22 protein-coding genes are annotated in these 24891 nt (G+C 53.2%); 2 read left to right on the forward strand and 20 right to left on the reverse strand.

Translation table 11 applies throughout. From position 1 onward, the window contains the following. Window positions 1–19: 19 nt before the first annotated feature. The 15 genes from BN6628_RS23195 to BN6628_RS23265 form a co-directional block, all read right to left on the reverse strand. Entirely contained in the window at window positions 20–1048 is a 1029-nt protein-coding gene (locus tag BN6628_RS23195; RefSeq protein ID WP_068621021.1) for an LCP family protein, read from the reverse strand. Window positions 1049–1104: 56 nt separating this feature from the next. Beyond that, on the reverse strand, window positions 1105–2535 hold the full coding sequence (locus BN6628_RS23200) for a sugar transferase (protein WP_068621024.1): 1431 nt from the start codon (window positions 2533–2535) through the stop codon (window positions 1105–1107). Next, window positions 2528–3718, reverse strand: coding sequence for a glycosyltransferase family 4 protein (locus BN6628_RS23205; RefSeq protein WP_068621026.1), 1191 nt, complete (start codon window positions 3716–3718; stop codon window positions 2528–2530). Before BN6628_RS23205 ends, BN6628_RS23200 begins: the two co-directional genes overlap by 8 nt. Further along, window positions 3684–4805: a glycosyltransferase gene (locus tag BN6628_RS23210; protein WP_068621027.1), complete on the reverse strand. Its 1122-nt coding sequence runs from the start codon at window positions 4803–4805 to the stop codon at window positions 3684–3686. The genes BN6628_RS23205 and BN6628_RS23210 overlap by 35 nt, the downstream gene beginning before the upstream one ends. Continuing rightward, on the reverse strand, window positions 4771–6042 hold the full coding sequence (locus BN6628_RS23215; protein WP_068621029.1) for an O-antigen ligase family protein: 1272 nt from the start codon (window positions 6040–6042) through the stop codon (window positions 4771–4773). Before BN6628_RS23215 ends, BN6628_RS23210 begins: the two co-directional genes overlap by 35 nt. A 2-nt stretch (window positions 6043–6044) precedes the next feature. Continuing rightward, window positions 6045–7424, reverse strand: coding sequence for a glycosyltransferase (locus BN6628_RS23220; protein WP_068621031.1), 1380 nt, complete (start codon window positions 7422–7424; stop codon window positions 6045–6047). Next, the gene (locus BN6628_RS23225; RefSeq protein WP_148449314.1) at window positions 7421–8836 is read right to left on the reverse strand and encodes a polysaccharide deacetylase family protein; all 1416 of its coding nucleotides are present in this window, start codon (window positions 8834–8836) and stop codon (window positions 7421–7423) included. Before BN6628_RS23225 ends, BN6628_RS23220 begins: the two co-directional genes overlap by 4 nt. A 5-nt stretch (window positions 8837–8841) precedes the next feature. Next, window positions 8842–10557, reverse strand: a complete 1716-nt coding sequence (locus tag BN6628_RS23230) for a lipopolysaccharide biosynthesis protein (protein WP_068621034.1) — start codon at window positions 10555–10557, stop codon at window positions 8842–8844. Window positions 10558–10564: 7 nt separating this feature from the next. Next, complete coding sequence (locus BN6628_RS23235) at window positions 10565–11689, reverse strand: DegT/DnrJ/EryC1/StrS family aminotransferase (RefSeq protein WP_235847690.1); 1125 nt, start codon at window positions 11687–11689, stop codon at window positions 10565–10567. A 3-nt stretch (window positions 11690–11692) separates the two neighbouring features. Further along, complete coding sequence (locus tag BN6628_RS23240; RefSeq protein ID WP_068621036.1) at window positions 11693–12271, reverse strand: acyltransferase; 579 nt, start codon at window positions 12269–12271, stop codon at window positions 11693–11695. Between the two features lie 368 nt (window positions 12272–12639). Beyond that, window positions 12640–13977, reverse strand: coding sequence for a nucleotide sugar dehydrogenase (locus BN6628_RS23245; protein WP_068621038.1), 1338 nt, complete (start codon window positions 13975–13977; stop codon window positions 12640–12642). 43 nt (window positions 13978–14020) lie between these two features. After that, window positions 14021–15034 carry a Gfo/Idh/MocA family protein gene (locus BN6628_RS23250; protein WP_068621040.1) on the reverse strand — a complete coding sequence of 338 codons (1014 nt, stop codon included), beginning with the start codon at window positions 15032–15034 and terminating at the stop codon, window positions 14021–14023. Between the two features lie 221 nt (window positions 15035–15255). Beyond that, on the reverse strand, window positions 15256–15888 hold the full coding sequence (locus tag BN6628_RS23255; RefSeq protein WP_068621042.1) for a YveK family protein: 633 nt from the start codon (window positions 15886–15888) through the stop codon (window positions 15256–15258). A gap of 41 nt (window positions 15889–15929) precedes the next feature. After that, the gene (locus BN6628_RS23260; RefSeq protein ID WP_148449315.1) at window positions 15930–16874 is read right to left on the reverse strand and encodes a polysaccharide deacetylase family protein; all 945 of its coding nucleotides are present in this window, start codon (window positions 16872–16874) and stop codon (window positions 15930–15932) included. Window positions 16875–17134: 260 nt separating this feature from the next. Beyond that, entirely contained in the window at window positions 17135–18511 is a 1377-nt protein-coding gene (locus BN6628_RS23265) for a glycosyl hydrolase family 28-related protein (protein WP_068621044.1), read from the reverse strand. A 248-nt stretch (window positions 18512–18759) separates the two neighbouring features. On the opposite strand from BN6628_RS23265, the gene BN6628_RS23270 reads away from it, so the two are divergent. After that, entirely contained in the window at window positions 18760–19707 is a 948-nt protein-coding gene (locus BN6628_RS23270; protein WP_068621046.1) for a hypothetical protein, read from the forward strand. 152 nt (window positions 19708–19859) lie between these two features. Here BN6628_RS23270 and BN6628_RS23275 read toward each other — a convergent pair whose 3' ends face one another. The 3 genes from BN6628_RS23275 to BN6628_RS23285 are packed head-to-tail and all read right to left on the reverse strand — an operon-like array spanning window position 19860 to window position 22897. After that, complete coding sequence (locus tag BN6628_RS23275; RefSeq protein ID WP_068621048.1) at window positions 19860–20744, reverse strand: hypothetical protein; 885 nt, start codon at window positions 20742–20744, stop codon at window positions 19860–19862. Between the two features lie 54 nt (window positions 20745–20798). Then, the gene (locus BN6628_RS23280; RefSeq protein WP_068621051.1) at window positions 20799–22244 is read right to left on the reverse strand and encodes a sensor histidine kinase; all 1446 of its coding nucleotides are present in this window, start codon (window positions 22242–22244) and stop codon (window positions 20799–20801) included. After that, entirely contained in the window at window positions 22241–22897 is a 657-nt protein-coding gene (locus tag BN6628_RS23285) for a response regulator transcription factor (RefSeq protein ID WP_068621053.1), read from the reverse strand. Before BN6628_RS23285 ends, BN6628_RS23280 begins: the two co-directional genes overlap by 4 nt. A 348-nt stretch (window positions 22898–23245) precedes the next feature. On the opposite strand from BN6628_RS23285, the gene BN6628_RS23290 reads away from it, so the two are divergent. Continuing rightward, a complete protein-coding gene (locus BN6628_RS23290) occupies window positions 23246–23995 on the forward strand; it encodes a class I SAM-dependent methyltransferase (protein ID WP_068622586.1) in 750 nt (249 codons plus the stop codon). Between the two features lie 73 nt (window positions 23996–24068). On the opposite strand, the gene BN6628_RS23295 is transcribed toward BN6628_RS23290, so the two are convergent. Both BN6628_RS23295 and BN6628_RS23300 read right to left on the reverse strand, forming a co-directional pair. After that, complete coding sequence (locus tag BN6628_RS23295; RefSeq protein WP_068621055.1) at window positions 24069–24443, reverse strand: DUF4180 domain-containing protein; 375 nt, start codon at window positions 24441–24443, stop codon at window positions 24069–24071. A gap of 38 nt (window positions 24444–24481) precedes the next feature. Further along, the coding region (locus BN6628_RS23300; RefSeq protein WP_068621057.1) for an HNH endonuclease at window positions 24482–24891 on the reverse strand (410 nt) is incomplete at its 5' end.

The following is a 24891-nucleotide window of genomic DNA, read 5'->3' on the forward strand; positions in this document are numbered from 1 at the left end:
GTCGGTTAATTCTTAAAGTTTATTTTATATAGTTCATATAAATCTGCCTCAGTTGTGCCAAATCGGGAATCCAGTAGTATAACTCCTTCTTGACCAGAGGATCGTAGAGCTTGTCGCTATGTCCAGGTATCTGATGATACTTGATATCTTCCGTCCCCATTTCCTTGGCAAGCAAGGACAGGCTGAGAATGTCCCCATCTTCAAGATTCGTATCCAGGATATCTTGTCTCACCTGCTGGATCAGCTCGGGTAACCGGGTGAGATTCGCGGGCTTCACCAGAGTCCTGAGGACACTTTTCAGCACGAGGGCCTGGTTCGACTGGCGCCCACGGTCTCCTTCACTTAATGATTTCCGTTCCTGCACCAGCTTTAGGGCAGTGTCTCCGTTCAGCACCTGCTTGCCGGCTGGCAGGGTACGGTGGGCATAGGTCAGCTTAACCGGGGCAGGAAGGCTGACTTCAAGCCCGCCAAGTGTGTTGATGAAGTGCTCAAACCCCGCAAAATTAGTCTTGATATAGTAGTTAATAGAGCAGCCGCACAAATTGCTGACTGCCTGGAGTGAGGCCTTGGTCCCGCCATGATTGCCCCCTTGAAGCTCGCCCAGCAGGTGCGCATGGTTGATCTTGGTAAAGCCTACCCCTGGCAGCTGAACCCGGGTATCTCTTGGTATGGAAACCAGGTCAACGGTATTCCTATCCACATTTACCTTGGCAAGCATCATCACATCTGTACGCGAGTCTTCCTTCCCCCGGGCATCAATACCAAGAACCAAAATATTCAGACTCACCTGATCGCTGCCTGGGTTATCCGGATTCTGCCGTTCTGGAGGCCGATTGCCCAGCACGCCGGAGTGCAGAGCCTCACTGCTCCTGCCTGCGGCCGAGTGAGGCCCGGATGTGGCAGATTGCTGATCGGGCACAGCCAGCACTGGAATGTCAGCACTCCGGAAGTGGCGGGCCGGCTGGAGCCACCAATACAGGAAAAGTCCGGCCGCCGCTGCAAGCAGGGCCAATATGGCAAGCACAATAAACACCCTGCGTATTCTCATTGGCGGGCCTCCTTTAGGTTTTGTCCGGTTCGGGGAGCCGCCTCCGCCTTCCCCGCTCATCCGTGTATCCGTTTTGGCGGCGCGGAGTATTCGGCGGACCCGGCAGTCAGCTTCTCAAGTCCTGACCCGGCAGACGACTGCGGGCTGCGGGCCACGCCTCTGGACTGCTCCCGCTTGAGGACCACCATGATCGTCTGGAACAGAATCCGCAGATCAAGCAGCGGGGAATAGTTCTTGATGTACAGGAGGTCATACCGCAGCTTATCCTCTGGGGACGTTGCATAACCCGCCTTAACCTGGGCCAGCCCGGTCAGTCCCGGCTTCACCATCAGCCGGTACGTATAATGAGGCAGCTCTGCCTTGAATTGGTCGATGAAATAAGCACGCTCCGGGCGAGGCCCCACCAGACTCATATTCCCCTTCAAGACATTGATCAGCTGCGGCAGCTCATCAATCCGGGTTGACCGGATGAACTGGCCGAGCCTCGTAATTCTCGCGTCACCGGCCTCGGCCAGCACCGGCCCGGTGCTCAGTTCAGCGTTGTCGACCATGCTGCGGAACTTGAGCAGGTGAAACGGCTTCTCATGTCTGCCGATCCTCTCTTGGACAAATAGAGCTCTGCCCTTGGATGTCAGCGGGATGAGCAGGAACATACACAGCATCACCGGAAGAGCGGCCAACAGGAGCAGGGATGAGACCAGCAGGTCCACCGACCGCTTCATCATCCTCTCCAACAGGCTGAGCTGCGGCGGCATAATGGAGTACACCATCAGATCATCCAGCTGCTGGGACTCCGCGTTGACGAGCGACAGCTCATAGAAATCCGGAATCAGCAGCACCTCAATCCGCCTCAGTCCTGCGGCCCGGATTACAGCTGATTTAAGGTTTGCAGGCAGATCATGAGCCAGCAGAACAACATCGATATGACTCCATGAGCACTCGGGCGGCGTCTCTTCCCCTTCAGGGATGACCACAATTTGCCGGATATCCAGCCAGGTTCTGCCTTTGGCAAGGATCGTCTCTAAGCTGTCCATGGCTAAATGACCATGGCCCCCTATTACCATCGCCCGCTTGCGCCCAATGCCTTTGGACTGGATCAAGAAGATGAGCAGCCTAAGCCCAAAGGTTAAGACCAACTGAACACCGAAGGCGATCACAACCACGCTTCTTGGCAGGCTGAAGGTCTTCAGCCAATAATTCAGCACGATCAGCTCCGCCACAAACACTACATGTGCAAGAACTAGGTTATACAAATAGGTAGACGGCTTTTGCCGTCCGGCAAAATCATACAAATAAAACATGTAATAAGGCACTATCGTAAACAGCCCGAGCCACGGGGCGTAATCCAGAAATGACTCCCATTCCGCAGGGGGGATATGCCCTCTGAAGATCAGCTTGTAAGCTAACAGATAACTGGCATAGACAAATAAGATGTCCAGCAGCAGCACGAACACCTTCATGCCTTTGAGACGAAAAAGCTTAATCATTTGTGAAGCGCCGCTCCTCTCTCCTCCCATAACCTCCATGCAATACCTCATTGTAAAGCTCCCTCATCAAGGAGCGAATCCGCTTCAGGTCATAACGAAGCGACATCTGGCGGCTGCGCCTGCCCATCCGTTCTCTAAGGCTGGGATCCTCATAGAGCTGAAGCAGCGCAGAAGCTGCCGCTTCGGCATCGTCCAGCGGAACGACGTATCCGTTATCAGCCTGCACAACTAGATCACGGCTTCCCCTGACATCTGTAACCAGCAGGGGCTTCCCCGCCGCAAGCCCCTCCAGCAGCACCTTCGGCAGCCCCTCCCGCCTGGATGTGAGGGCAATGACATCCGCGGCAGCCATCAGCTCGGGAATATCCTGGCGGAAGCCCAGAAACTTCACCTGCTCCGCAAGCCCGAGCTCCCGGGACAAGTCCCGGCATATCTCCTCGCTGCTGCCGACCCCTGCGAGCAGCAGTGTCACGGGAATCTCCCGCCGGACCAGGCTGTGGACAGCATGAATAAGCTGGGCCTGGTTCTTGTTCCGGTTGAGCTCAGCCACACACAGCACCGTCAAGGTGTCCCCGTTAATCCCAAGCTCCCGCTTAAGCCTCCCAACTTCTCTCCCGGGTCGGTTCAGCCCCTCAAGGTCCACCCCCACACCGGGGATATACACCAGCCGCCCCCGCACCGGGAAATTCTCCGCCCGCTTGAAATCCTCGCTGTTAATCGTTATCAGCAGGTCCGTGAGTCTGGACATCATGCGCTCCAGCGGGTAATACAGCAGCCAGCCGAGCCTGGAACCTCCCTGGTGAAAATGAAATCCATGAGCGGTGTAGACCACGCCTCTTGCGCCTGCAAGCCAGGCCGCCAGCCTAGTGATCAGGCTGGCGTTAGGGGTATGAACATGAATAAGCTCATAATTCTCCTGCCTAAGCCGCCGGATCATTTGAAAGAGAGCCCGCACATTCCCCCAGGCCAGGGGGCTTCGGCTGAAGGGAATATCCCTGCATGCAAATCCCGCACTTTCCACCTTCTGTCGCCTATGATCCGGGCCTGCGTACGCGTGGACCTCCCAGCCATCCTGGCGAAGGTCCTCCATAAACGGGAGATGGAATGCGGCCAGATGGGCATATACCGTTGCCACATAAGCCGCCTTTCTAGGAACTGAGTGATCGGTGCACGTCTTGCCCATATAAGCTCTCCCATCTTTCAACAATCGTATTTATATTAAATTTGCTGTTCACATATTCCCTGCCCGCGCGTCCCATTTCGGCACGCACAGCCTCTGGCTTCTCCATCAGCCGAAGCATACAGTCCGCCAGCTGGTCCGGATCGGACGCTTCAGCCAGATAACCGTTCACCCGGTCATGCACCACTTCCCGGTTGCCCCCAACGTCAGTCGCCACAATGGGCAGTCCGCTGGCCGAAGCCTCGAGAAGCACCATCGGAAGCCCCTCCCACTTGGAGGACATTACATAAGCATCCGCCGCACTCATCAGCCTGGACATGTCGGAGCGTATCCCGAGAAACAGAACGGATTCATCAAGCTCAAGCGTCCGGCTGAGCTCCTCAAGGGCCGGGCGCTCTGGACCGATGCCCGCAATTAGCAGCCTGCTGCCGGGATAGAGCCGGTGTACCTTGCCAAAAGCGCTCAGCATAGAGGCATAGTCCTTCTCGGGGGCAAGACGCCCAGCGGCTAGCCAGATAAAGCAGTTCCCGAGCCCCAACTCCTGCCTGAGCGTCCGTCCGGCCAGATCGGATCTGGTGAACCGGTCCATGTTGATGCCGTTGGGCATGAAGATGATTTTGTGCTTCGGTGCAGCCTTGATCTCCACATAACGGTTCACCGCCTCCTGACTCACATTCGTCATCAGATCACAGAACGGATCGGTAACCCGGTAGAGAAGGTTGCGGAGCCAACCTCCTTCATTGATACTGTGCGCCGTGCAGATCAAGAGCGGCATGCGTACGAACACCCGCGTCAGCCTGGCCAGCAGGTTGGCATGCACCATGTGACTGTGGACAATATCGGGCTGGAACGCTCGTATGATTCTTTTGAGACGGAAAATCGCCCTAGGATCAGCCACTCCTCTGCGCATATGGAGAGAGCGGACTTCCACCCCCATCTCCTGTAGCTCATCCAGGTAGGCCACGGGCTTCACCATACTGATCAGCAGCACACTGTAATCTTTGGCGCGAAGTGCCCTGCACAGCTGGACAACCTGATTCTCCGCCCCTGCATAATCAAGTCCTGTGATAAGAAAAAGAACCCTCTTCAATCCAGCCCGCTCCTTCCCGTTCCCGTTTCTTCACGAACGCCAGCGATACAAATGCGAATAACATGTACTCATAATTGAACCCGAAGTCACCGCTGAGCAAGGCGCAGCCCAAGGACTGGATCAACAGCACCATCAGCACCGGATATGCTCTAACCGCCCCCAGGGAATAGAGATACGCCACCGCCCATAGGAGCAGGCCTGCAATCCCCAGTTCACTGGCGATCTCCAAAATGACATTATGCGGAAACTCCTTCTCCACAGGCGGAGTGCTTCCACCGAGCCCCGAGCCAAAAAACGGCCGTTCCTGGAAGTCCTCAAATGCCCTGAGCTGCAAATCCACCCTGCCCAGGAAATTGTCATCGCCTTGAAGCTGGCTGCCGCTGAACAGGACGGTAAACCGGCTGCCGCCCACCAGCTGCTCCAGATCGTCCGCGTAGATGCCTGCGGCAATCCCCCCCAGAAGAACCAGTCCAGCGGCTGCGCCGGCATAACGCTTCAGTCTGCGGAGTCCGCCGCTTTTGTATTTTTTGTACATGAAGTAACCAAAGATTAGCACATTCGCTGCGACAAATGCCGCAACAGGCCCCCTGGACTGAGTGGCAAAAGCAGAAGCAAGCGCGGTTCCAAGCGTAAGCAGACGCACCGGCCAGGGGATGTTTCTGCCCCACAGCGCAGCCGTGGCAGCAATCAGGGAGATCCGCGCATTAAAGATCGGATTATCTCCAGGCAGTGTCAGCCTGCCGGGATACTCACTTGTGTACTCACCGAATATCAGGTGTACACCGGAATAAGCGAGCCCGAACAAGGCAACCACCGTCCAGGACAGCTTGCCGTATTTTTTGTAAACAATGTATGTATAAAGTCCGGGAATCACACCCCTGGTGATCAACAGCAGCTCCTTGGATAGACCATTTGAGTCCAGGGATGCCCAGGCGTAGGAGACCACACAGTACCCGAAGAATAAAGCCCACAACCAGATGCCCCTGTTCTCCAGAAGGCCTCTGGCAATCGTCGGCTTCTGAAACCACGCGATCAGCACCACAAGCAGAGGAGCCCCAACCAGTACAATCAGCGTGTTTCCAGGGACGTACTGCCTGTAGAAATATCCGATAGCATCGAAGAAAATGCTGAATCCGAGCACATAACCGGCGTCAATCTTAAGACCAAGCTGCAGAATACACTGAGCTCCGAAAAATAGAATGGCAATGACCAGCAGGAGAATCAGGCCGAGCTCCATATTCACCTTCCATCACCCTTCTCCCTGATTACGGATTTCATAAATTTAAGCCGCTCTGATTCCTTGGTCTTCACATCCAGCCGGGTGATCTCCTTGCGTGGAACCCTGCTGCCTCTCCAGCGGGAGGCAAACTCCTCAATCCTGCCGAGATGCAGGACCAGGCTGTCCGGCTGATTCGGCAGCTTCAGAAGGAACGGTACAGGCTCGGGGAAATCCGTCTCCTCGTACGCAATGATCACCGGCAGTCCGTTCGCCAAATACTCGCGCACCTTAAGCGGGGAAGCCTCGGCCATGCGCTTGCGGAACAGGGCCATCGTACCAAGCGCAATATCGGCTTGGTCCAGATGAGGTTGATACTCCGCTCTCGTGAGCGGGCCATGAAAGCTCATGTTGGCCGGAACAGGCCCTTCCAGCTCATCGTTGGTGAGTCCGATGACATCGAACTTCCATGCGGGACGCCGGGCAGCCAAGTCTGCAATTAGATCTACCCCATGCCAAGCTTGGCCGGAGGACCCGATGAACACGAAGCGCACCGGTTCAGCGGATATGGAGCGGAGAGATTCCACTGGATTGGAAGCGGACTCCACCGGATTTGGTAGGGAATTTGGTGGGGAATCTTGTTCCGATTCCGAATCCACTGTTTGTTCCAGAACCAAGACCCCGGCGGATGTGGGGCCAAGAGGTTCGCCAGCCTGACTCTTAGAGCTCACAGCAGCCCACTGGTCGGCTCCCAAACCAGTCCCTAAACCGCTCCCTACCTGGGATTGGGTTGACTCCTTCAGCTGTTCCTTGGATTCGTTCAGCTCCTCTATGCAGCCCTCACTCACCGCCGTCATGCTCCGGCTTACGAGGAATTCCTCCAGATTAATGCCGTTGCCGATCACCACCTGCTTCTTCACGTAGCGGCTGAACCCGGGCTCACCGGACAGCTCCCGGCTCACAAACACAGCCCCGTCCGCTGCCTGGAGTATGCGTCTCCGGGTGTATTTGTGATAAAGGTACTTCAGAGAACCGCTCTCCATCCGCATTTCGGTCAGATCGTTGCTGTTAACTTCCAACACCGATGGAACGCGTCTGAGAAGCCGGGGAAGCCCGAAGTAATACTGATCATACCGGTGATAGATCACATCGGGGCTCCACCCGAGCACCTGGTCTGCAAGCCTCTTGAAATCACGCAGCCGTGAGAGAGCACCGTCATAACACTGTACCCGCACTTCCACACCCTCGAGCGCCCGCTCCCAGTACTCCCCCGTTGCACGGGTAAACAGAAATAGGGCAACCCGGTGGCCAAGCCGGGTCCATTCCGAAACCTGGTGCACAACCTTTTTGAACACGCCGCTCCGAGGCCCTTCATTCCAATGGATTACATATGCGATCTTCACGATACACTCACCTTTGCGGGATTATAGCTGCCCAGCTTCTCAAGGCAGGATTGGTACAGCTGCCTATCAGCCGACCTCACCAGCTGACTGTTGTGCCAGAGCAGTGTGAAATCCCCGTTATATTTCGCGCACTGTCCGTAATAATGAAGGATTGCCCGAAGCGCCTGGTCTCCGGCAAGGCCCATGTAGTCTGGATGTACAATGGATTGATCCATCACGATCAAGGGCCGCTCCCGAAGCTGGAGCGGACTTCGGGCAATCAGATTGAACACCGGGAACTCATAACAGACTCCACATCTGAAACCGGCAGAGTCGGCATAACTGAGTGTGCTGTCGTAATGGAGTCCGGCATCCTCCCAGTGCTGCCAGGTATCCGGGGCCTGCCACCGGAGATAATGCTGCCGTCCGCCCCAGCGGTCCTGCATGATGCCGCACTCCTCCGCAGAGCTGCGGAGCATCTGGAACTGCCGCTTGATGCGCTCCGGATGCAGATAGGTCTGATAAGCAGGGTGCAGCCCGATCTCGTGCCCCCTTGCATGGATTTCCCTAAAGAGATTCCGGATATTTGCGTCCTCAAGCGTGTAATTTCCGTCCATCCCTGGTTCGGTCTCTTCCGCGATAAAGTAAAAGCTGCTGCGGATTCCATGGCGCTCACTTAGACTCATGAGCCAGTCAAATGTGTTAAAAGGATCGGGACCCAGGTCCATCTGCTTCCGTCCAAGCATGACGGCCTTTCTTAGACCCGATTCTGGATCATGGCGGCGGAGAATATCCATCGCGCTCTCCTTGGCGATGCTCAGCCTGCTGCGGCCGTAGACGAAATAAGCCGCATCCACATCGTGGCTGATCATTGTCCTTAGGGTGCGCTCCCGGCGCCGCAGCTCCGGCCACAGCATTTGGATACAGAGGTAAAGGATCTCCACATACTCGTTAACTATGGGCCGATCCAGGAATCCGGCTTGGTAAGCCACTGAGCTGTAGGCGCTGAACCGGTTATGGCGGTCCCTGTCCGGAACAACCAACTCCTCGTATCTGGTCAGCATGAACAGACAGCCGCCGAAAATATCGATGCCGCACTCGACACCTCCACCGGAAGTGAAGATATAGGTTCCCTTCGGATTGGACCTTCCGTACAGTACCGGAACAGTACCCATGCCCGGGATCACCGCCTCGTTAAGCGGAAGCTGCGGCATCGAAGGCGCCTGAAGCCAGGCTTCTTCTGCCGTACGAAGAAGCACATCGGCAAGGATAAGGCGATGTGCCTCGCCCTCTGCGCCTTCTTTTACAATCTCGATATGGTCCCGTTCTTCGTAAATCACGCTGTAATCCATACCAAGGAACTCTTCAAATACGACCCGGTAAATGTACTCCCTTTCCGGTCTGTACTGCATCGGAGAACGTAGTATCAGCAATCTGGTTACCCTCGTTCCTTCTTAATTTGATCTGGGTTAAGTGGTGTTGTTGCCTCTGTAGGGCCTGGTATCTCTGTTGGTCTTGGCGCCTCTGGCAGCAGCACGCCGTCTCTCTGACGTGCTGCCTGAAGAATACGGCGTGCCGCATCGGCGTAAGTAATCCGCTGACCTGACCGCGCCAGCCCCATTTTCCGCTGTTGTCTGAACCAGTTCCACTGTGCCACCTGCACATCGACACTCTCCTGCTCTTGGCCATTCTCGTGCTCCCGATCTTGCTCCTGCTCTTGCTCCCGCTCTGCTTGCTCCTGTTCCTGATCTTGCTCTTGTCCGCGCTTCGGGTCTGCCAACATCACACCCTCCGCCAGCCTAAGCTGCTCTCTTGTATCTAATCCGGATTCCTCAAGTCCCCCCGATACAGCTATAACTGCTTCAGCCCGAGCTGTGACTTCGTATTTCCTGATCGACAGCCATGACATGCCCAGATGGAGCACATAACCGAGCGTTGAGGCCGCACTGAAGAACAGGATTGCCATATCCGCCGACTGGTGGGTATACAGGGCAAAACCCAGCGCAACTGCAATCAGAACAGTCCTGAAGATCTCGCGGTACAAGTGCAAATCCTGCCTCTCCATGACATCAATAGTGCTGCCCACGGAGTTCGCAACGAACTGGCTCAAATACATGACCGACAGAAGCCGAATGATCTCCCCGGACTGTCTCCAAGCGTCCCCGAACAGAAAGGAGAAGGCTGAAGGGCCTACTGCGAAAAAAACAGCTATAATGACCAGTCCCAGCACAAATACATGCCGTACAGTCTTGTGGAACAAGGGGGACAGCCTTGACGGGTCCTTCAGCATGTACTCCGACGACTCCGCTAAATACACATTGCGGACAGAGCTCATAATCAGGGTCATAGGGGACCCGAGAATCCGCTGACCCAGTGCGAACCAACCGGCCACATGTGCCCCATAGAAGGCCGCAAGCCATATGGCGGGAAGGTAAATGCCCACACTGTTCAGCACGTTCGAGGCGAGGGACAGCTGTGGGAACCGTCTGTACCGGTAGGCGCTATCCTTAAGATCATGCCAGCCAAGCACGATGGAATCCTTCCTCATATCCCCGCGCCACCGCCTCCACTGAGGGAGCAGTCCGCCCAGCCGCCCGAGGATATCCCCCACAATCAGACCAAGCGGCCCAAGGCCGAAAAGGCTGAGGCCAATTTGGGAAGACACCTGACCGATGCTTTGCGTGTATTTCGTCCGGGCCAGCATCCGAAAGTGTTTTTTGCGGACCAGCCAATAATTCAAAATTTGATAACTTCCGGCGAAGAACAAGCTCACTGCAAATAAAAGGGAGTAGTGTGGAAGATCCCCATCCTGCAGCCAGACCGCCAGCGGCTTCTGAAGCAGGAAGATCGCCAGGCCGCTTACCACACTGACACCGCTGCAGATCAAGAGACACAGACCCAGCACGCTGGAGGACGTCTTGTCGTCTTCGGGCAGGGTCACGGCGCTTTCATAGGAGAAGGAGACCAGCATCAGCAGGATGCCGATGACAGACAGATAAATTGAATAAGTGCCATATTCTGCAGGGGTGTATAACCTGGTTACAAGCGGCAGTGTCGCCAGGATGATCAACTGGCTGAACAAGGTTCCTCCAGCCAGCACCAGAACGCTGCGCAGAAATTGATCCAGGGCTAATTTCCTGAAGTAATTCAGCATGCGGCCTTTAGCGCAGAGCCTCGATTATGGAATCGGCAACCAGTTCCTGAACAGCAGGATCGATCATCGGCCCAATCGGAATCGACAGGACCTCCGAAGCCAGCCGTTCGGAGACCGGAAGACTGAAGCCCAGATACCTATACACCGGAAGCCGGTGAACCGGCACCGGATAATAAACCATGGTGCTGATGCCTTTCCCCTCAAGCTTCGCCTTCAGTTCATCCCGTCGGCCATCCAGCACACGGATTGTGAACTGGTGATAGACATGACCCGCATAATCTGCTTCGGCCGGCAGCACAATTCCCTGGGCTCCGCCCAGGAGTGCTCTGTACCTGTCTGCCGCCGCTCTGCGGCCTTCATTCCACTGGTCGATATAAGGAAGCTTCACCCGCAGCATGGCAGCCTGAAGCTCATCCAGGCGGGAATTGAAGCCGACCAGCTCATTCATATATTTCTTCTTCGACCCGTGGGTTCTCAGCATGGCCGCCCGCTCTGCGAACACTGCATTATTCGTGGTGATCATGCCGCCATCGCCAAAGGCCCCCAGATTCTTGGAAGGGAAGAACGAGAAGCAGCCGAAATCGCCGATCGTTCCCGCTCTCCGGCCTTTATACTCCGCTCCAAAGGCCTGCGCAGTGTCCTCAGCCACATATAAGCCATGCCGGTCCGCCAGCTCAAGCACACCATCCATATCCACCGGATGACCGAACAAATGAACAGGGATAATCGCCTTGGTCTTTGCTGTGACCAATTCCGCAGCCTGATCCAAATCCAGATTGAATGTCGTGGCTTCCACATCGGCGAACACAGGCACCGCACCAACCTGGCTGATCGCTTCAGCCGTGGCAAAGAAGGTGAATGGGGTTGTAATCACCTCATCCCCGGGTCCAATCCCGCTGCTTAGCAGCGCCAGCACCAGCGCATCTGTGCCCGAATTCAGAGCTACCGCGTGTTCAACACCTAGATATTCAGCGGCTTCCCGCTCAAACTGCTTCACCTGCTCACCCATGATGAATGTGCCCGTATCCAGCACATCTTCCACCGCACGCATCAGCTGCGGCTTCAATTGGTTCATTTCAGGGCCTAGATCAAGTATCGGTATACGGTTCATTGTTACAGGCGGCTGTTCCATCCACTACACCTCTCTCATTTTGTGAACCTTATCCTGGTCCAGCTTATATTCACGGCTGCATGAGCAGACAGCCAGTGTACTACCAAACTCAAGCGTTAAACCACACTCACACACCCAGCCGATCCTCTTGGCCGGCACACCCGCATAGAGCGCATAAGGCGGCACATCCCGGTGAACGACCGCCCCCGCGGCCACCAGCGCCGATTCGCCAATAGTAACTCCGCAGACAATCGTAGCGTTGGCACCGATGGATGCGCCCTTCTTGACCACGGTTCTTCTGTAATCCTCGGAGGTGTTGCGGGGAAAAGCCGATCTTGGCGTCAGCACATTCGTGAACACCATACTGGGCCCGCAGAAGACATTGTCCTCAAGATAAACTCCCTCGTAGACAGAGACATTGTTCTGAATTTTTACCCCGTGCCCTATGTTCACATGGTTGCCGATATATACGTTCTGCCCTAGACTGCACCGTTCACCAATGACCGCCGTGGGTGAGACATGTGAGAAGTGCCAAATTTTCGAATCCGTACCAATCTCCGCTCCTGGGTCAATAACGGCCGTGGGATGGGCGTAATAAGTCATCTATCACCAGACTCCTTTGAACTATTTCTCTGCATTATAAGTTGAACAAAAAGTTGTACGGATGGAGGCACCTGGATGAATTGCTCTTTGGGGTCGCTGTCCACAAATTTCTAAATCTATATAAAATGAACTTATGAAGGTTACCCTTATGGGGCACTGGGATGCCGAGTGTTCTTACGCCCGCTGTTGTCTCCGAAATGCTTGAACTAGATTTCCAAGTAGGGGCATTTCGGAGACAAAGGCGGACGCTCCGCTTCTTCAGAATCACTCGGCCTCTCCGCTGAGAGAGGTTAACTTTGAAAGTTCATTTTATATAGTTCAACTTCTATTAGCTGCGTTCACTGCCTGATCTTCCGAAGGATGCTATTTTAGAGAAGCTCGTAGCGGAGTGGCTTGCTCCACCCCTGCATCGCATTCCGGGTATCGAACAAGCAGCGGCTTGCCGCACCCACCATCCCATAATTAAAGCCGGAATGATCCGTAGTAATAACCGTGATATCCGCCGCGGACAACCGCTCCGGAGTCAGCTCCATACATTCATAATCCCGTCCCCGGTGACGGAAAGCACGGATATGGGTATCGCTTACCCATACCTCAGCCCCCCGCTCTTCAAGCAGTTCAATGATGTGGAGAACCGGAGATTCCCGGTAATCATCAATGTCCTTCTTATAGGCAACCCCAAGCAGATAGACGGTGGAGCCGCTGATCGGCTTCTTCTCCCGGTTGAGAATCTCCCCGATCTTCTGAACCACGAATTCGGGCATGGCATTATTGATCTCCCCGGCCAGCTCAATCAGGCGGGTGTGGTAGTTATATTCCCTTGCCTTCCAGGTCAGATAGAACGGGTCGATCGGAATACAGTGTCCACCCAGTCCGGGGCCTGGATAGAAGGCCATGAAGCCGTAAGGCTTGCTCTTGGCGGCATCAATCACCTCCCAGACATTGATGCCCATCCGGCTGCACAGCACGGCCATCTCATTAGCCAAGGCAATGTTGATATGGCGGAACGTGTTCTCATAGATCTTCTCCATTTCCGCAACAGACGGGCTGGAGACAACATGCACGTGTCCGTCGAGGACCTCGGCGTACAGGGTCTGAGCCACTTTGGAACAGTCTGCGGTAATCCCGCCCACTACTTTGGGTGTATTCTTCGTGTTGAACAGCTTATTGCCCGGGTCCACCCGCTCTGGTGAATAAGCCAGGAAGAAATCCTCCCCGCACCGAAGTCCAGACCCTTCAAGGATCGGCCTGACCAATTCCTCCGTTGTGCCCGGATAAGTCGTGCTCTCCAGCACCACCAGCATGCCCGGGTGAAGATATCGGGCGATTTCCCGAGCCGAGTTCTCCACATAACTCGTATCCGGCTGCTGGTACGTGTCCAGCGGGGTGGGCACACAGATGGCCACCGCGTCCGCTTCCCTTAGAAAAGAATAATCCGAGGTGGCCTGAAGCCGGCCGCTCTGGACAAGACCTCTAAGGTCCTCATCGATCACATCGCCAATATAGTTCACACCGCTGTTGACCATGTCGATCTTGCCGGCCTGAACATCGAATCCAATAACCCGGTAACCGGCCTTGGCTTTCTCCACCGCCAGCGGCAGCCCCACATAACCCAGGCCGATCACTCCGATGACCGCTGATCTGTTCAGCAGCTTCTCTGTCAATGCCGCGCTGTAATTCTGAAGCCTGGTGGATTCCCCCTGCATGCTTAAGCCTCCGTCCTTATAAATAGATACTCCCTGAGTGAGCTTACGTGTGAATTTCTTCTCTTTCGGCGGAAGCGATAATATCGTGCACAAGCTGTACGGCCCGGATTCCATCATCCACGGTCACCGCGGGGTCACGGTCGTCCTTGATCGCGTTCACCATATCCTCGATGATCCGCTGATGCCCCGGTATTCCATACGGGTCCTGCTCCACACGCTGGATAACGCGGTCAATTTCACCAGGTGTCATCGAGGAGCACTTCCAGTGCTTGATCCAGTTGGCGGTCGCTCCGCCGATGACAACATAACCGTTCTCTCCGAATACACTGATCGATTCCTCAAGATTGTGCTCATACACCGTGGTCGCTGCCTCCACAACACCCAGCACACCGCTCTCGAACCTCAGCGCGGCAACCGCCACATCCTCGGTCTCGATCCGTCTCAGCCTGGTGTCCGCCAGTGCTTGAACCCGCGCAGCCGGGCCGAACATCCAGAGCAGCAAATCCAGGCTGTGAATCGCCTGGTTCATCAGGACCCCGCCATCCATAGCCCGCGTTCCCCGCCAAGGCGCCTGGTCATAATAAGCCTGCGGCCGGTTCCACCGGACGGTCGCGTTCACGTGGCTGATTTTGCCGAGAAGGCCCCCGTCCAGCGCCCACTTCAGATACCGGACAGCCGGCCGGTAGCGGTTCGGATGAACAACCGCGGCTTTGACCCCGCTGTATCTGACGGCCTGCCGAATCGTCTCTCCGTCCTCGGCCGTAAGGGAAACCGGCTTCTCGATAATCAGGTGCTTGCCCGCCCTAGCGGCCTGCTCTGCCAGCCTGGCATGGATACCGCTCGGCGTGCAGATGCAGATCAGATCAATCTCCGGCAGCATCTGAAGCATCTCTGCCATTTCTGTGAACACAGGCACACGGATACTAAGCTCGAATTCGTTCAGCCTGGACATATCCGTGTCACATAAAGCCACAAGCTCTGCGCCTTCCGTATTCCGGATTGCTTCGATATGCTTACGGGCGATATGCCCGCACCCCACTATGGCACAACGTATCATGCTCTCTCCTCCATATTTCCATATATCCGGGTATATAAGTTGAACTATGAATTTACAGGTAGGGCAGCCGTGTGAAATGTTCTTCCGATCGCTGTTGTGCCCAGATTTCTTGATTAAATTTATTAAGGTAGAAGTCTCGGTCACAAAGGCGAACGCTTCGCTTCTACAGAATCATTTCACACTATTGCCTATTAGCAATTCTTAAGTTCAACTTATATAGATCAAGCTGTCTTCTCCATGCCTCCCGGAGTAATCCGGCTCTTCCTCCGCAGCAGGCGCCGCTTCTCCAGCAGCAGGGAGATGCTCATGGCCGCGAACAGGCCGATCAGACCGCCCAGCGCCAGATTGAACATTTTCCTGGGACTGACAGGAACAGATGCCTGCTCCATGTCTCCATAATCCAGAACCGATACCTTGGCACTTGAGACTATTCCTTTTGATTTGGTGATAAAGGCATCGGCAAAAGCATTCACAATCGCCACCGCGTTCTTCGGATCACGATCCGTCGCATACAGGTTGATGACCAAGGTGCCAGGATCGGTTCTTACCTTGATTCTGTTCAGAAGCTCAACCGTCGTTTCCTTCAGGCCCAGCTTCTTCTTGACTTCACCCGCCACAACTCTGCTCTGGATTGCATCCTCGTAGGTCTTGGTGAGCATCTGGCTGGCCAGAAACTCATTGTAGGTTCCCGACTCGTTACTGGACGCGATATTGGCCATTAGGCTGGCTGCAGCTTTATACTGCGGCTGAACGAGCATATTGATGAGGTAGGCGCCGCCCACACATACCACAATGGTGAGTAGGCCAGCAATGTAATGTCTCCGAACAGATTTGACTAGAAATGCGATATTCATGGTTTTTCCCACCTTACCTAATCTTCGTGGTTCATAACTCCTTAAGATTCCCCGCTCAGAAGATGCTCGCTCAGAAGATGCTCGCTCAGCTCCTCCATATTTCTGCTCTCCATCCCATACCGGGAGTTCAGCATCTTATAGTGGTCGATGATCCGGGCAAGCAGCCTGAGATTACGATTGTAAGGATCAACGAGATTATAAGGATGGCACCATAGATGGTAGATCTGCCGGTGTTTAGCCGCATAGGTCATTCCCGTAAGAATCCGCCTCAGCCGCATCGGCTCAAGCAGAGCCAGCTTCCTCGAATACGAACGCAGGAAATGGCTTGCAGGCACATTAAGAGGCACCTCGCGGCCCAGCTCTTCCGGAGCGTAAGTATGAAATCCCGATAAATTGAAATAAGTGTCCATCAAGCGGAGCACCCGTTTGGGAAAAGGATCATGCGTACTGTAGCCTTCCTTGTACAGGGCATGCGGCGGGTTTCCCCGGTAGGCATAGATCCCTTCCTCTGGCAGCAGCGGCAGATACTCCGGGTTAACCTGATTGCGTGGAAACACGATGCTTCCCACCCGGATGTCCTGAAGTTCTGCCGCCCGGACCGCCGCTTTCAGATCAGCCCGAAATGCCTCCAGGTCTTGTCCCTCTTCCCGGCAGTAGTAATGGGAGAAAGTATGTGTGGAGATTCGCTGATAACGGGTATTATGAATTCTGCGGATCAATGATAGGCCATAGTGGTCAGGGTCCTCCTGCTCATCTTCGCCCAGCCCTGCCCCAGCGATATGGGGATAGGGGGATAGCTGCTTGTCAATGTAGGCAGGAAGCGGAGATGGCAGCTGCTGCTTCATCTGCTCCTTATTCTCGGAGAATAGGAGCCCTACGGTCGCCCAGGTGGCATGAATGCCCTCCTGCTCGAACATTTCGAGCACTACCGGGATAATTTCCCGCTCCCGGGCAAAATGCTTCCGGTAATGGCTAACCGGACTCACATCCCGCAGACCCCAATACAACTCGAAGTCCAACGACATAACGAATAGGCCGTGATTAAGCGTATGTATCAATGCATGAACCAACCCGCTCCCTTGTCCTTTTTCACTACAGCTCACATAGGCAGATCAGAACAGGCCCCCTAGGTATTGTCAGGTCCTCATCATGGCTGCCGTGTAGTTCATAGATATACAAAAAAAGCGGTCTTTATGCCAACAAAATGCAATCGGCATAAAGACCGCGGTTAGACGCGCATATATGATCAAGTCCGGATCGTTACGTTGTGGTTCGTGGGGGCAAGCTGGATTTTAAACGAAGAGGCGGTTATGGAGTTCCCTCCAAGTGCCAGATTCTCCTGGGTGTAGCCATTAAGATAGGTGGACAGATCAATTCCCCCACCGTTTTTCATAATGATGACATTGTCCTTGATCACTCCAAAGTCGGCGTTCTGCCAGGTCCAGATAGCTCTCTCCCCGTTCTCGATCCTGTTGTTCTTGATTGTGAAATTATAAATATTTCCAAGCCGGATGGCGGTTGTCCCCTTAATTGTGCTTTTGCTGCCCATAATGATCCTGTTATTTGAAATCACCGTGTTCTCCACCGTCTCGAAAGCGCTCACCTCAATGGCCGCATAGAAGCTGCCCACTCCATCAATAAGGTTGTCATAAATAATATTGTGGCTGCCGTACACGCTGATGGCGGAGAACATATCCGGGGCCAGCTTGCCCTTGTTCGTACCCTGGTAATAGTTGTTGTTAAGATAGGAATTCACAATGTGATTCCCGCTCACCTTAACGCCCTGGGCGTAGATTTTCATCCCGCGCTTTGCACAATACTCCAGCAGATTTCCCGCAATCAGACTGCCGGTGTTCTGCCCGTTATTCTGATCCATAGCCGGGTCCTCATAATAAATCCCATCCCCGTCATCCGCCGGGCCCACATGGTGAATGTGCGAGTTCGTGATCTTCACCTGCTTCGCCACAATCTCATCCGATCCCCAAGTGGTAGTGATGTAGATCCCTCTGGCAATCATGCTTCCGCCAATGTTGTTGATGGCATATATATTTTTCACTTCGCAATCGTTCACTGTAATCCCACTCGTATTGCCGTAGATGACTATGCCTGCCGCGATTTCTGAATAGCCGTCATCCGATGGATTGGTACTCTGGGTCGCATTCGAGACCGTCACTCCATTCACGTTCACGTTCTGGGTCCCGCCGCCGATCACAAAGACACGGTTCACCTTATTGTTGCCGTCCATGCTTAGGTTGCTGATCTCCACTTCGCTGCCCGTTACGCGGAGGAGCTCCCAGGCAAATTTCTTGCCCGAAGCCTTAAGCACCGAATCCGCACCCTGACCAACAAGCTTGGTTCTACCGCCGACGATCAGCGTTTTGGCCGGATCAATCAGGTACGTGCCTTTGGGGAAAAACACGCTTGCCCCCTTGCCCGCGGCCTGGTTCAAGGCCTTCTGGATATACGGCGTATCATCATTCCGTCCATTCCCCTTGGCCCCAATCTGCCTTACATTGATGACACTGTCTGTACCAAACTGGCTGATCATGGCCTGCTGAACATTGCTTCCCGAGTTCGCCATAGCCAGAATGGCCACGACCATCTGCTTGAAGAACTTCTTCACCTTTCATCCCTCCATGACCGTTATATAGGCACATAAGCATCTGGCTCAAATAACCTGCTTCTCCTGTCAGATTGTCTATATCCAAATTCTAACATCCGTCGAAACGTATAAAAATCAGTATTGGCCTATTTTACGCTCCTTAAGCAGCCCTTCCGCTTCATCGTCATAAACCTGCGGATGCGGAAATATACATGCTGTATGGGAGACAAGCATGCCTAATCTTGGAAGATGGGAGTGTATGGACCAACATGTATGATGCTAATCTGCTGGAGCGTTGGGCGGAGTTCAACCGGCAAAAATGGGGCTGCCATGCGGTGATGCGCAGGTTCCAAGCGCCCCAATCGGACAACAGCTGCGAGAGCCTGTTCTTCTTCAATCGGCGCGGGAAGCTGTATCTTCCGCCCCTGAATTCGTATCACCCCACCCTGTTCCACCCTACGTCAACAACCAAGCCCCACCGGATTAGCACCCAGTGGCACGAGGCCGCCGAGCTGATGATTCAGGAGATGAGCGGAGTAGCCGGAACAGCTGGCTTCTGCCTGCCGCCGGAGTTCACCGATGTCCGCCCGTTTATCTGGCACGGCTTCGAGGTCACCGTGAAATACACCTATTACCTGGACTTTCCTTTCATGCTTGAAAAAGCAAGCGGGGATATCCGCGGCCGGATCAAAAGAGCCGCCTCAGAAGGTTATTATTCTCAGCGATCCCGAAATATGAAGGACGTGCATGAGTGCCTGCACGGTACCGAATCCCGGCAGGGCTTCTCCCACAACCTTACTCTGGAAGACCTGGAATCTGCCCAGGAACTGCTCGGCGAAGAGGCCTTCCGCTGTTATGTGTGTTATTCGAAAGATGGCGAGCCTGTCAGCGCAAGTGTGGTGCTGGTGCTGAATCAAGAGCGTGCTCAGGGTTGGATCTCCGGCAGCAAAGTCGAGCATATGAGCAAAGGCGTGGTACAGCATCTGCAAAGTTTCCTGCTGCAGGACCTGTCGGATGGCGGGATGGCCGGCTTTGATTTCGCCGGAGCGAACATCCCCTCGGTAGCTAAATCGAAGGCGCCCTGGGGGGCCTATCTGGTCCCTTATTATGTGATCAAGAAGCGCGGCTTCAAAGACGTGCTGCGAATTGCCTGGAGCTGGTGGCAGTTCGGCCAGAGCCATCGCCATCTGCCCAAAGCAAAGACGCCATCCGGTTAGGGTATGGCGTCTTTGGGGTATATGCTGAACAGGCAGCGTCCACCCCGCTAATGATCAGCTTTGGTCTATGATTTTTCTTAAATTACGCTCATTTATTCCATTCTGGCAGAATTGAAATGCGGCTCCGGTTATTCTTTGAGTCCGGTCAATGATTATTTCCCGCTTTCCGGAATCTTGCAGCAGGGAGCTTCCGCCCCATCTGCTATCGGCTGCTCCCAGCTGCCATCATATCCTGACGGGAAATGTTGATACCCCATCGCTTCTCGTTTCGGTCCTGCTACACGGATTACGGAATCCGAACCATCGGAAAGCTTGCATAAAACAACTACGCCTTCCCCAGGATTGCCATACAGCACTTTGCTGCCAGTGACAGTCACATGCTCTGGTAGAAGACGTGTGACCTGCTTCACAGCTGCTTTGATCCATGCCCGGTCACCCAGGTTCTTATTTTCCACCTTTATAACACCGGCAGTTCCCCAGCTCATATCCATCAGCGAACCTGTGACCGAATCTACGGAAACATGATAGCTCCGGGTTTTGTCTGAGCTCCGAGGTTTATAGATGCTAAAGTCCCAAACGTCTTTAGACGCCCATCCGCCGGAGAAATCCGCTTCTACCGTATATCCGGTCAAGTCAATCGCATAGAATTTCTTAAGAATATCCACCGCATAGGTTGCAGCTTGAGCGGCAGTCATATCCTTATCTCCGGGAGTTTTGTGAGCCCATAATCTATTATATTCCTCATCAATCTGTTCCTGAGTATGCCCTGGATTGGCCTGCTTCAGGTAAAGCTTATATGACTTCTCCTCTTCAGGGGTATCCTTTGATTTGTCAATCAACGTGTAACCTCCAGGCGTGACCGCGTTGGCCTTTGCCGGAGTCGATTCCATCTTGACATTCTCTGCATTTAGCTTCGCATTGTCTGGCAAACCATGATTTAAAGCAACTACCAATGCGAATCCGCCTCCAATAATCATTAGACCGGCTGCCACCAGAACCCATAAGTTCTTAGATAAACTCTTCTTCAACTTGTCCATCTGTTAAAACTCCTTTATTTTAGCTTTACAGCCTCTCCTTTCGCTGTAAACCCATCATATTTCAGCGGACATTTGAGAGTATTCAGCAGGTTGTAAAGAAGTCGTAAAACTCAATCGTGCCGTCGTTCCTTCACCCGGTTGTGAAATCAGTTGGAGCTCCGCTCCATGCAGGCGTGCGATTTCCCGGCAGAGAGTCAAGCCAAGCCCTACTCCTCCTGAGTTCCGAGAACGCGCAGAATCTACCCGATAAAAGGGCTCGAACACGTACTGCAATTGCTCCTCCTGCATGCCCATCCCATAATCCCGAATCTCCAGCACCGATACCGGATTCCCATAGGTATACATCTCAATCACCGAGCCATCTGTTGAAGCTTTGGCTGCGTTCTCTACCAGATTCAGAAGCAAGGACTGAAGCAGCACCACATCACATGTCAATTTGGCGAGCTCGGAATCGGCATGAAGTGTCAGTCGAAGCTTCCGCTCCTTCAGAGCCAACTCCGCCATTAGCTTCACTTGGGAAAAAATCTCCAGAACTCCAATCTCCTGCAGCTCAAGACAATGGTTCTTGGCCAACGACAGATCCAGAAGCTTGAACGCCAGATTCTTGATCCGATCAATCTCGCGAATCATATGATCTGCCGCCTTGATTCGATTCCGCTCGTGAGTATTGGCCCCTTGTAAGTACTCGGCATATCCGCGAATGGCCGTTAATGGCGTACGCAGCTCATGAGCTAAATTATCAATTAACCGCTGCTTGTCCCGCGCATTGCGGTCCAGCTCATCCATTTTATCTTGTATGCTCTCCGCCATCTGATTGAAATTTTCAGCCAAATCGTGAAATTCATCCTTTCCCGGGACCTGGATACGACTATTGTAGATGCCGTCAGAGAGAGTACGGGTTGCACTTTGAAGGATGCGGATAGGATGCGTTAGCTTGCGTAAGAACAAGAACAACACCAGCGATAGTGTAATTTCGACTGCGATGCTGACAATGACGAGATACCAGGTCAGCTGAACGTTGGCCCGATAGAGCTCCGTCAGATCCCTCACATAAACCAGATCATTTCCTTCCAGCTGTCCTCCGATTTTCCCTGAAATGATCAGATAGTGAATGCCGCTGCTATTCTTCACCCGCATTGTATAGGCTTCGTGTTCAGGCTGTTCCTTGGACAATCCCACATCTGCCGGAATATTTGAGAATATCATCTTGTCTGTTCCCCTTAGGCCCAGGAACACCCTCTGCCTCCCATAGTAATCTGCATAAGATTGCATGAGACTCTCGTAGTAAGCTTGGGAAGGCTGCCCCTCCCATCGGTAGTGAATACTGTTGATGGAGTCATTCAAACCGTTAATAATGAAATGATATTCTCCTAAGGCCCGGTCCGTGTCCCGCTTCAGGTTAAGATCAAAGCTGTACCGGGATGTCAGATATAAGGAGATGTCCAGTGAAATAATAAACACCAGCAGAATACCCACGAACGCCTTCTGCCAGAACTTCACGAGTCCACCTCCAGCCTATAGCCCAACTTGTAGACGGTCTTAATCCGGTGTTCCCAATTGAGCTTCTTGCGCAGCTTCTGAATATGTACATCCACAGTCCGCGTTTCACCACTATACTCGTAGTTCCACGCCAGCTTGAGCAGCTTTTCCCGGGACAATGCAATATTCTTATTCTTGATGAGGATCTCCAGCAGTTCAAATTCCCGTAGGGTCAGATCGACCTCGCTTCCGTTTATCGTCACAACACGGCTGTCCAGGTTCACTACCGTATCATCCAGTGCAAAAAGCTGCATTGACCGGTTCGTCCGCCGCAGTACAGCTTCAATCCGGGCCAGCAGCTCAATAGTTTCGAAGGGTTTCACAATATAGTCGTCAGCCCCCAATTGAAGACCCTTAACCCGGTCTGTCAGGTTGCCCATGGCGGTCAAGAAAATCACCGGCGTATTCTTCGGGACAGATGAGATCAGTGTGAAACCGTCCACTTCGGGCAGCATAATATCCATAATGATCAAATCGTAGCGATTCTCTTTCATGTAACGTAATGCATGCTGGCCCCCATAGACCTGCTCACAGGTATGCCCGACCAGCGTCAGATTCATGGCGATTAAATCATTAATTGAATTTTCGTCCTCGACAATCAGCAAATGTGCCATAGCTACCTCCACTTCCACCCTCATTTTACCATTGCGACCCAAATTTCGTTGTAAAAGAGTTGTAAAGCAGCCTGCTGATTCCTATCAGGACAACCACATTAACCACCTGTGACGACAGCCTTTCTTGTCTTCCAACGCCCCAGCATGATTGGTTATTGTTTAGGAAGTCTATCCAAGCTATAGTTAAATCAATTCTTTCAATGAGGTGAAGCAGGATGCTCTTCCGTATCGTTCGAGATATTTAGTTTCCGGGCTGGAGAACAACGCGTACCAGCCATCAAGGGGGAAGTCTGCCCTTTTGATCTTATGGAACCTAAATGCAGAATGAGAAAGGCGGAAGATTATCAAATGAATCCAGTAGAATATATAGAGTTTTATAATAGAGTCGGTCGAATCAACGGATGGGATTTCAGCAAAGTGAAATGTACTTCTGAGGGAGTAGAATGGGACTTCTACGATAAAGTGAGGAAGGCCAGCAATAAATCGGATCTATTGCTTGACATCGGTACAGGCGGTGGGGAAGCCGTACTATCCATTGCTGAATCCGCACTTCTTCTAGTGGGAATTGACCAGTCCTCAGGAATGATCAAAACTGCTTTAGAGAATGCGGCTAAATCCCGCTTACCCAATGTGCGTTTTCTTAGGATGAACGCTGAAAAACTAGACTTTCCGGAGAACTTCTTCAATGTGGTCTCGTGCAGGCATTCGGAATTCAATGCCGAAGAAATCTCCAAAGTCTTGGTTGAAGGCGGCCTATTTCTCACACAGCAGGTAGGCGAGAACGACAAGGCCAACCTGAAAGCTGCTTTCGGGAGAGGACAGGCACTTGGAATAAAGTCAGGAACACTAAAGAATAAATATGTAACTGAATTGTACGAAGCAGGTTTTACTGATGTTCAATCTTTTGAATATAACGCCACGGAATATTATGAAACGGCTGAAGACTTCATATTTCTGCTAAAGCACACTCCGATTATTCCTGACTTCGGACGGGAGGAGTCTGATCTTTCTACCCTCCAACAATTTATTGCGGAGAATAAGACCAGCCAGGGAATTCGCACAAATTCAGAGCGCTTTATGATCATTGCCCGGTTGTAAGAAAGGTTAGCAATATGCCAGAAGGATACCCGGTACATGGGTATCCTTCTTCACTTTAATGTATACGATGTTCTTACCACGCACCCGGAATCCGGTGAAGCTCATCCAGAGCTTCTGCTTCTGTCTTCTTGAACAGCACTTTATCGCCTTGATTGCATTCATAGATAAAATCGTTCAAGCTCTTGCTGGTGTATCCACTAAAATCACCGACAATAGCCAATCTGGCCCTATAATTCGTATACTTTTGCAGGATTTCGCCCGCAAGCTTTGTCTTTAGCTCAAAAAAGTCTTCAGTAATGTTTTCTTTCCTGAGCAAAATTTTGTCACACCCCTGATACTGGGCGTTTACCATGACATCCAATGCGTCATTTACATTAGATATCACAAGCTGGTCGCTTGTAATGACGGCGACTTTGGAGGCATCCCTCTGATTTACCGTGATATTCATTGGTTAATCCGATCCTTTCCGGCTGGCTTCATCCTGGCTTATATTTCGCCAGTTCTCTTCATAAATTCCTTCGCGTCCTTATCCGCCTTCATCTGATTGCACAGATTGCAGGCGCAGACACAGTTGTCGGGCGTTGTGTGCCCGCCTTTGGCACGGGGCAGCAGGTGATCGATGGTATCCCCCGGTCCGCCACAGAAGTAGCAGATGTGGCGGTCCCGGTTCAGGATATACCGGCGGAAGCCCTTGCTGGTGTAGAGTCGGCGGATCGTGTGGGGGTTCACTACAACGGCCGCCTTCTCCTCTACAAGAACCTTCGCCAGCTCCAGGTCAATCTCCTGCTGCCAGTCCTTGCCGCTGTCTGTCCGCCCGCGCATGCGGATCAGGCCCTGCCGGTTCGGCCGCAGGGCCGAGGCATCCGCCGGGCTTACCGGCGGGGCCCCGCTTCCCC

This window comes from Paenibacillus tuaregi, from assembly GCF_900086655.1.
GTDB lineage: Bacteria > Bacillota > Bacilli > Paenibacillales > Paenibacillaceae > Fontibacillus > Fontibacillus tuaregi.

Coding starts and splice junctions, on each gene's coding strand:
- BN6628_RS23205 (WP_068621026.1), bottom strand. CDS start 3,718: ATGGGCAAGACGTGCACCGATCACTCAGTTCCTAGAAAGGCGGCTTAT.
- BN6628_RS23285 (WP_068621053.1), bottom strand. CDS start 22,897: ATGGCACATTTGCTGATTGTCGAGGACGAAAATTCAATTAATGATTTA.
- BN6628_RS23275 (WP_068621048.1), bottom strand. CDS start 20,744: ATGGACAAGTTGAAGAAGAGTTTATCTAAGAACTTATGGGTTCTGGTG.
- BN6628_RS23195 (WP_068621021.1), bottom strand. CDS start 1,048: ATGAGAATACGCAGGGTGTTTATTGTGCTTGCCATATTGGCCCTGCTT.
- BN6628_RS23215 (WP_068621029.1), bottom strand. CDS start 6,042: ATGGAGCTCGGCCTGATTCTCCTGCTGGTCATTGCCATTCTATTTTTC.
- BN6628_RS23200 (WP_068621024.1), bottom strand. CDS start 2,535: ATGATTAAGCTTTTTCGTCTCAAAGGCATGAAGGTGTTCGTGCTGCTG.
- BN6628_RS23295 (WP_068621055.1), bottom strand. CDS start 24,443: ATGAATATCACGGTAAATCAGAGGGATGCCTCCAAAGTCGCCGTCATT.
- BN6628_RS23230 (WP_068621034.1), bottom strand. CDS start 10,557: ATGCTGAATTACTTCAGGAAATTAGCCCTGGATCAATTTCTGCGCAGC.
- BN6628_RS23250 (WP_068621040.1), bottom strand. CDS start 15,034: ATGATACGTTGTGCCATAGTGGGGTGCGGGCATATCGCCCGTAAGCAT.
- BN6628_RS23235 (WP_235847690.1), bottom strand. CDS start 11,689: ATGGAACAGCCGCCTGTAACAATGAACCGTATACCGATACTTGATCTA.
- BN6628_RS23270 (WP_068621046.1), top strand. CDS start 18,760: ATGTATGATGCTAATCTGCTGGAGCGTTGGGCGGAGTTCAACCGGCAA.
- BN6628_RS23290 (WP_068622586.1), top strand. CDS start 23,246: ATGAATCCAGTAGAATATATAGAGTTTTATAATAGAGTCGGTCGAATC.
- BN6628_RS23255 (WP_068621042.1), bottom strand. CDS start 15,888: ATGAATATCGCATTTCTAGTCAAATCTGTTCGGAGACATTACATTGCT.
- BN6628_RS23245 (WP_068621038.1), bottom strand. CDS start 13,977: ATGCAGGGGGAATCCACCAGGCTTCAGAATTACAGCGCGGCATTGACA.
- BN6628_RS23240 (WP_068621036.1), bottom strand. CDS start 12,271: ATGACTTATTACGCCCATCCCACGGCCGTTATTGACCCAGGAGCGGAG.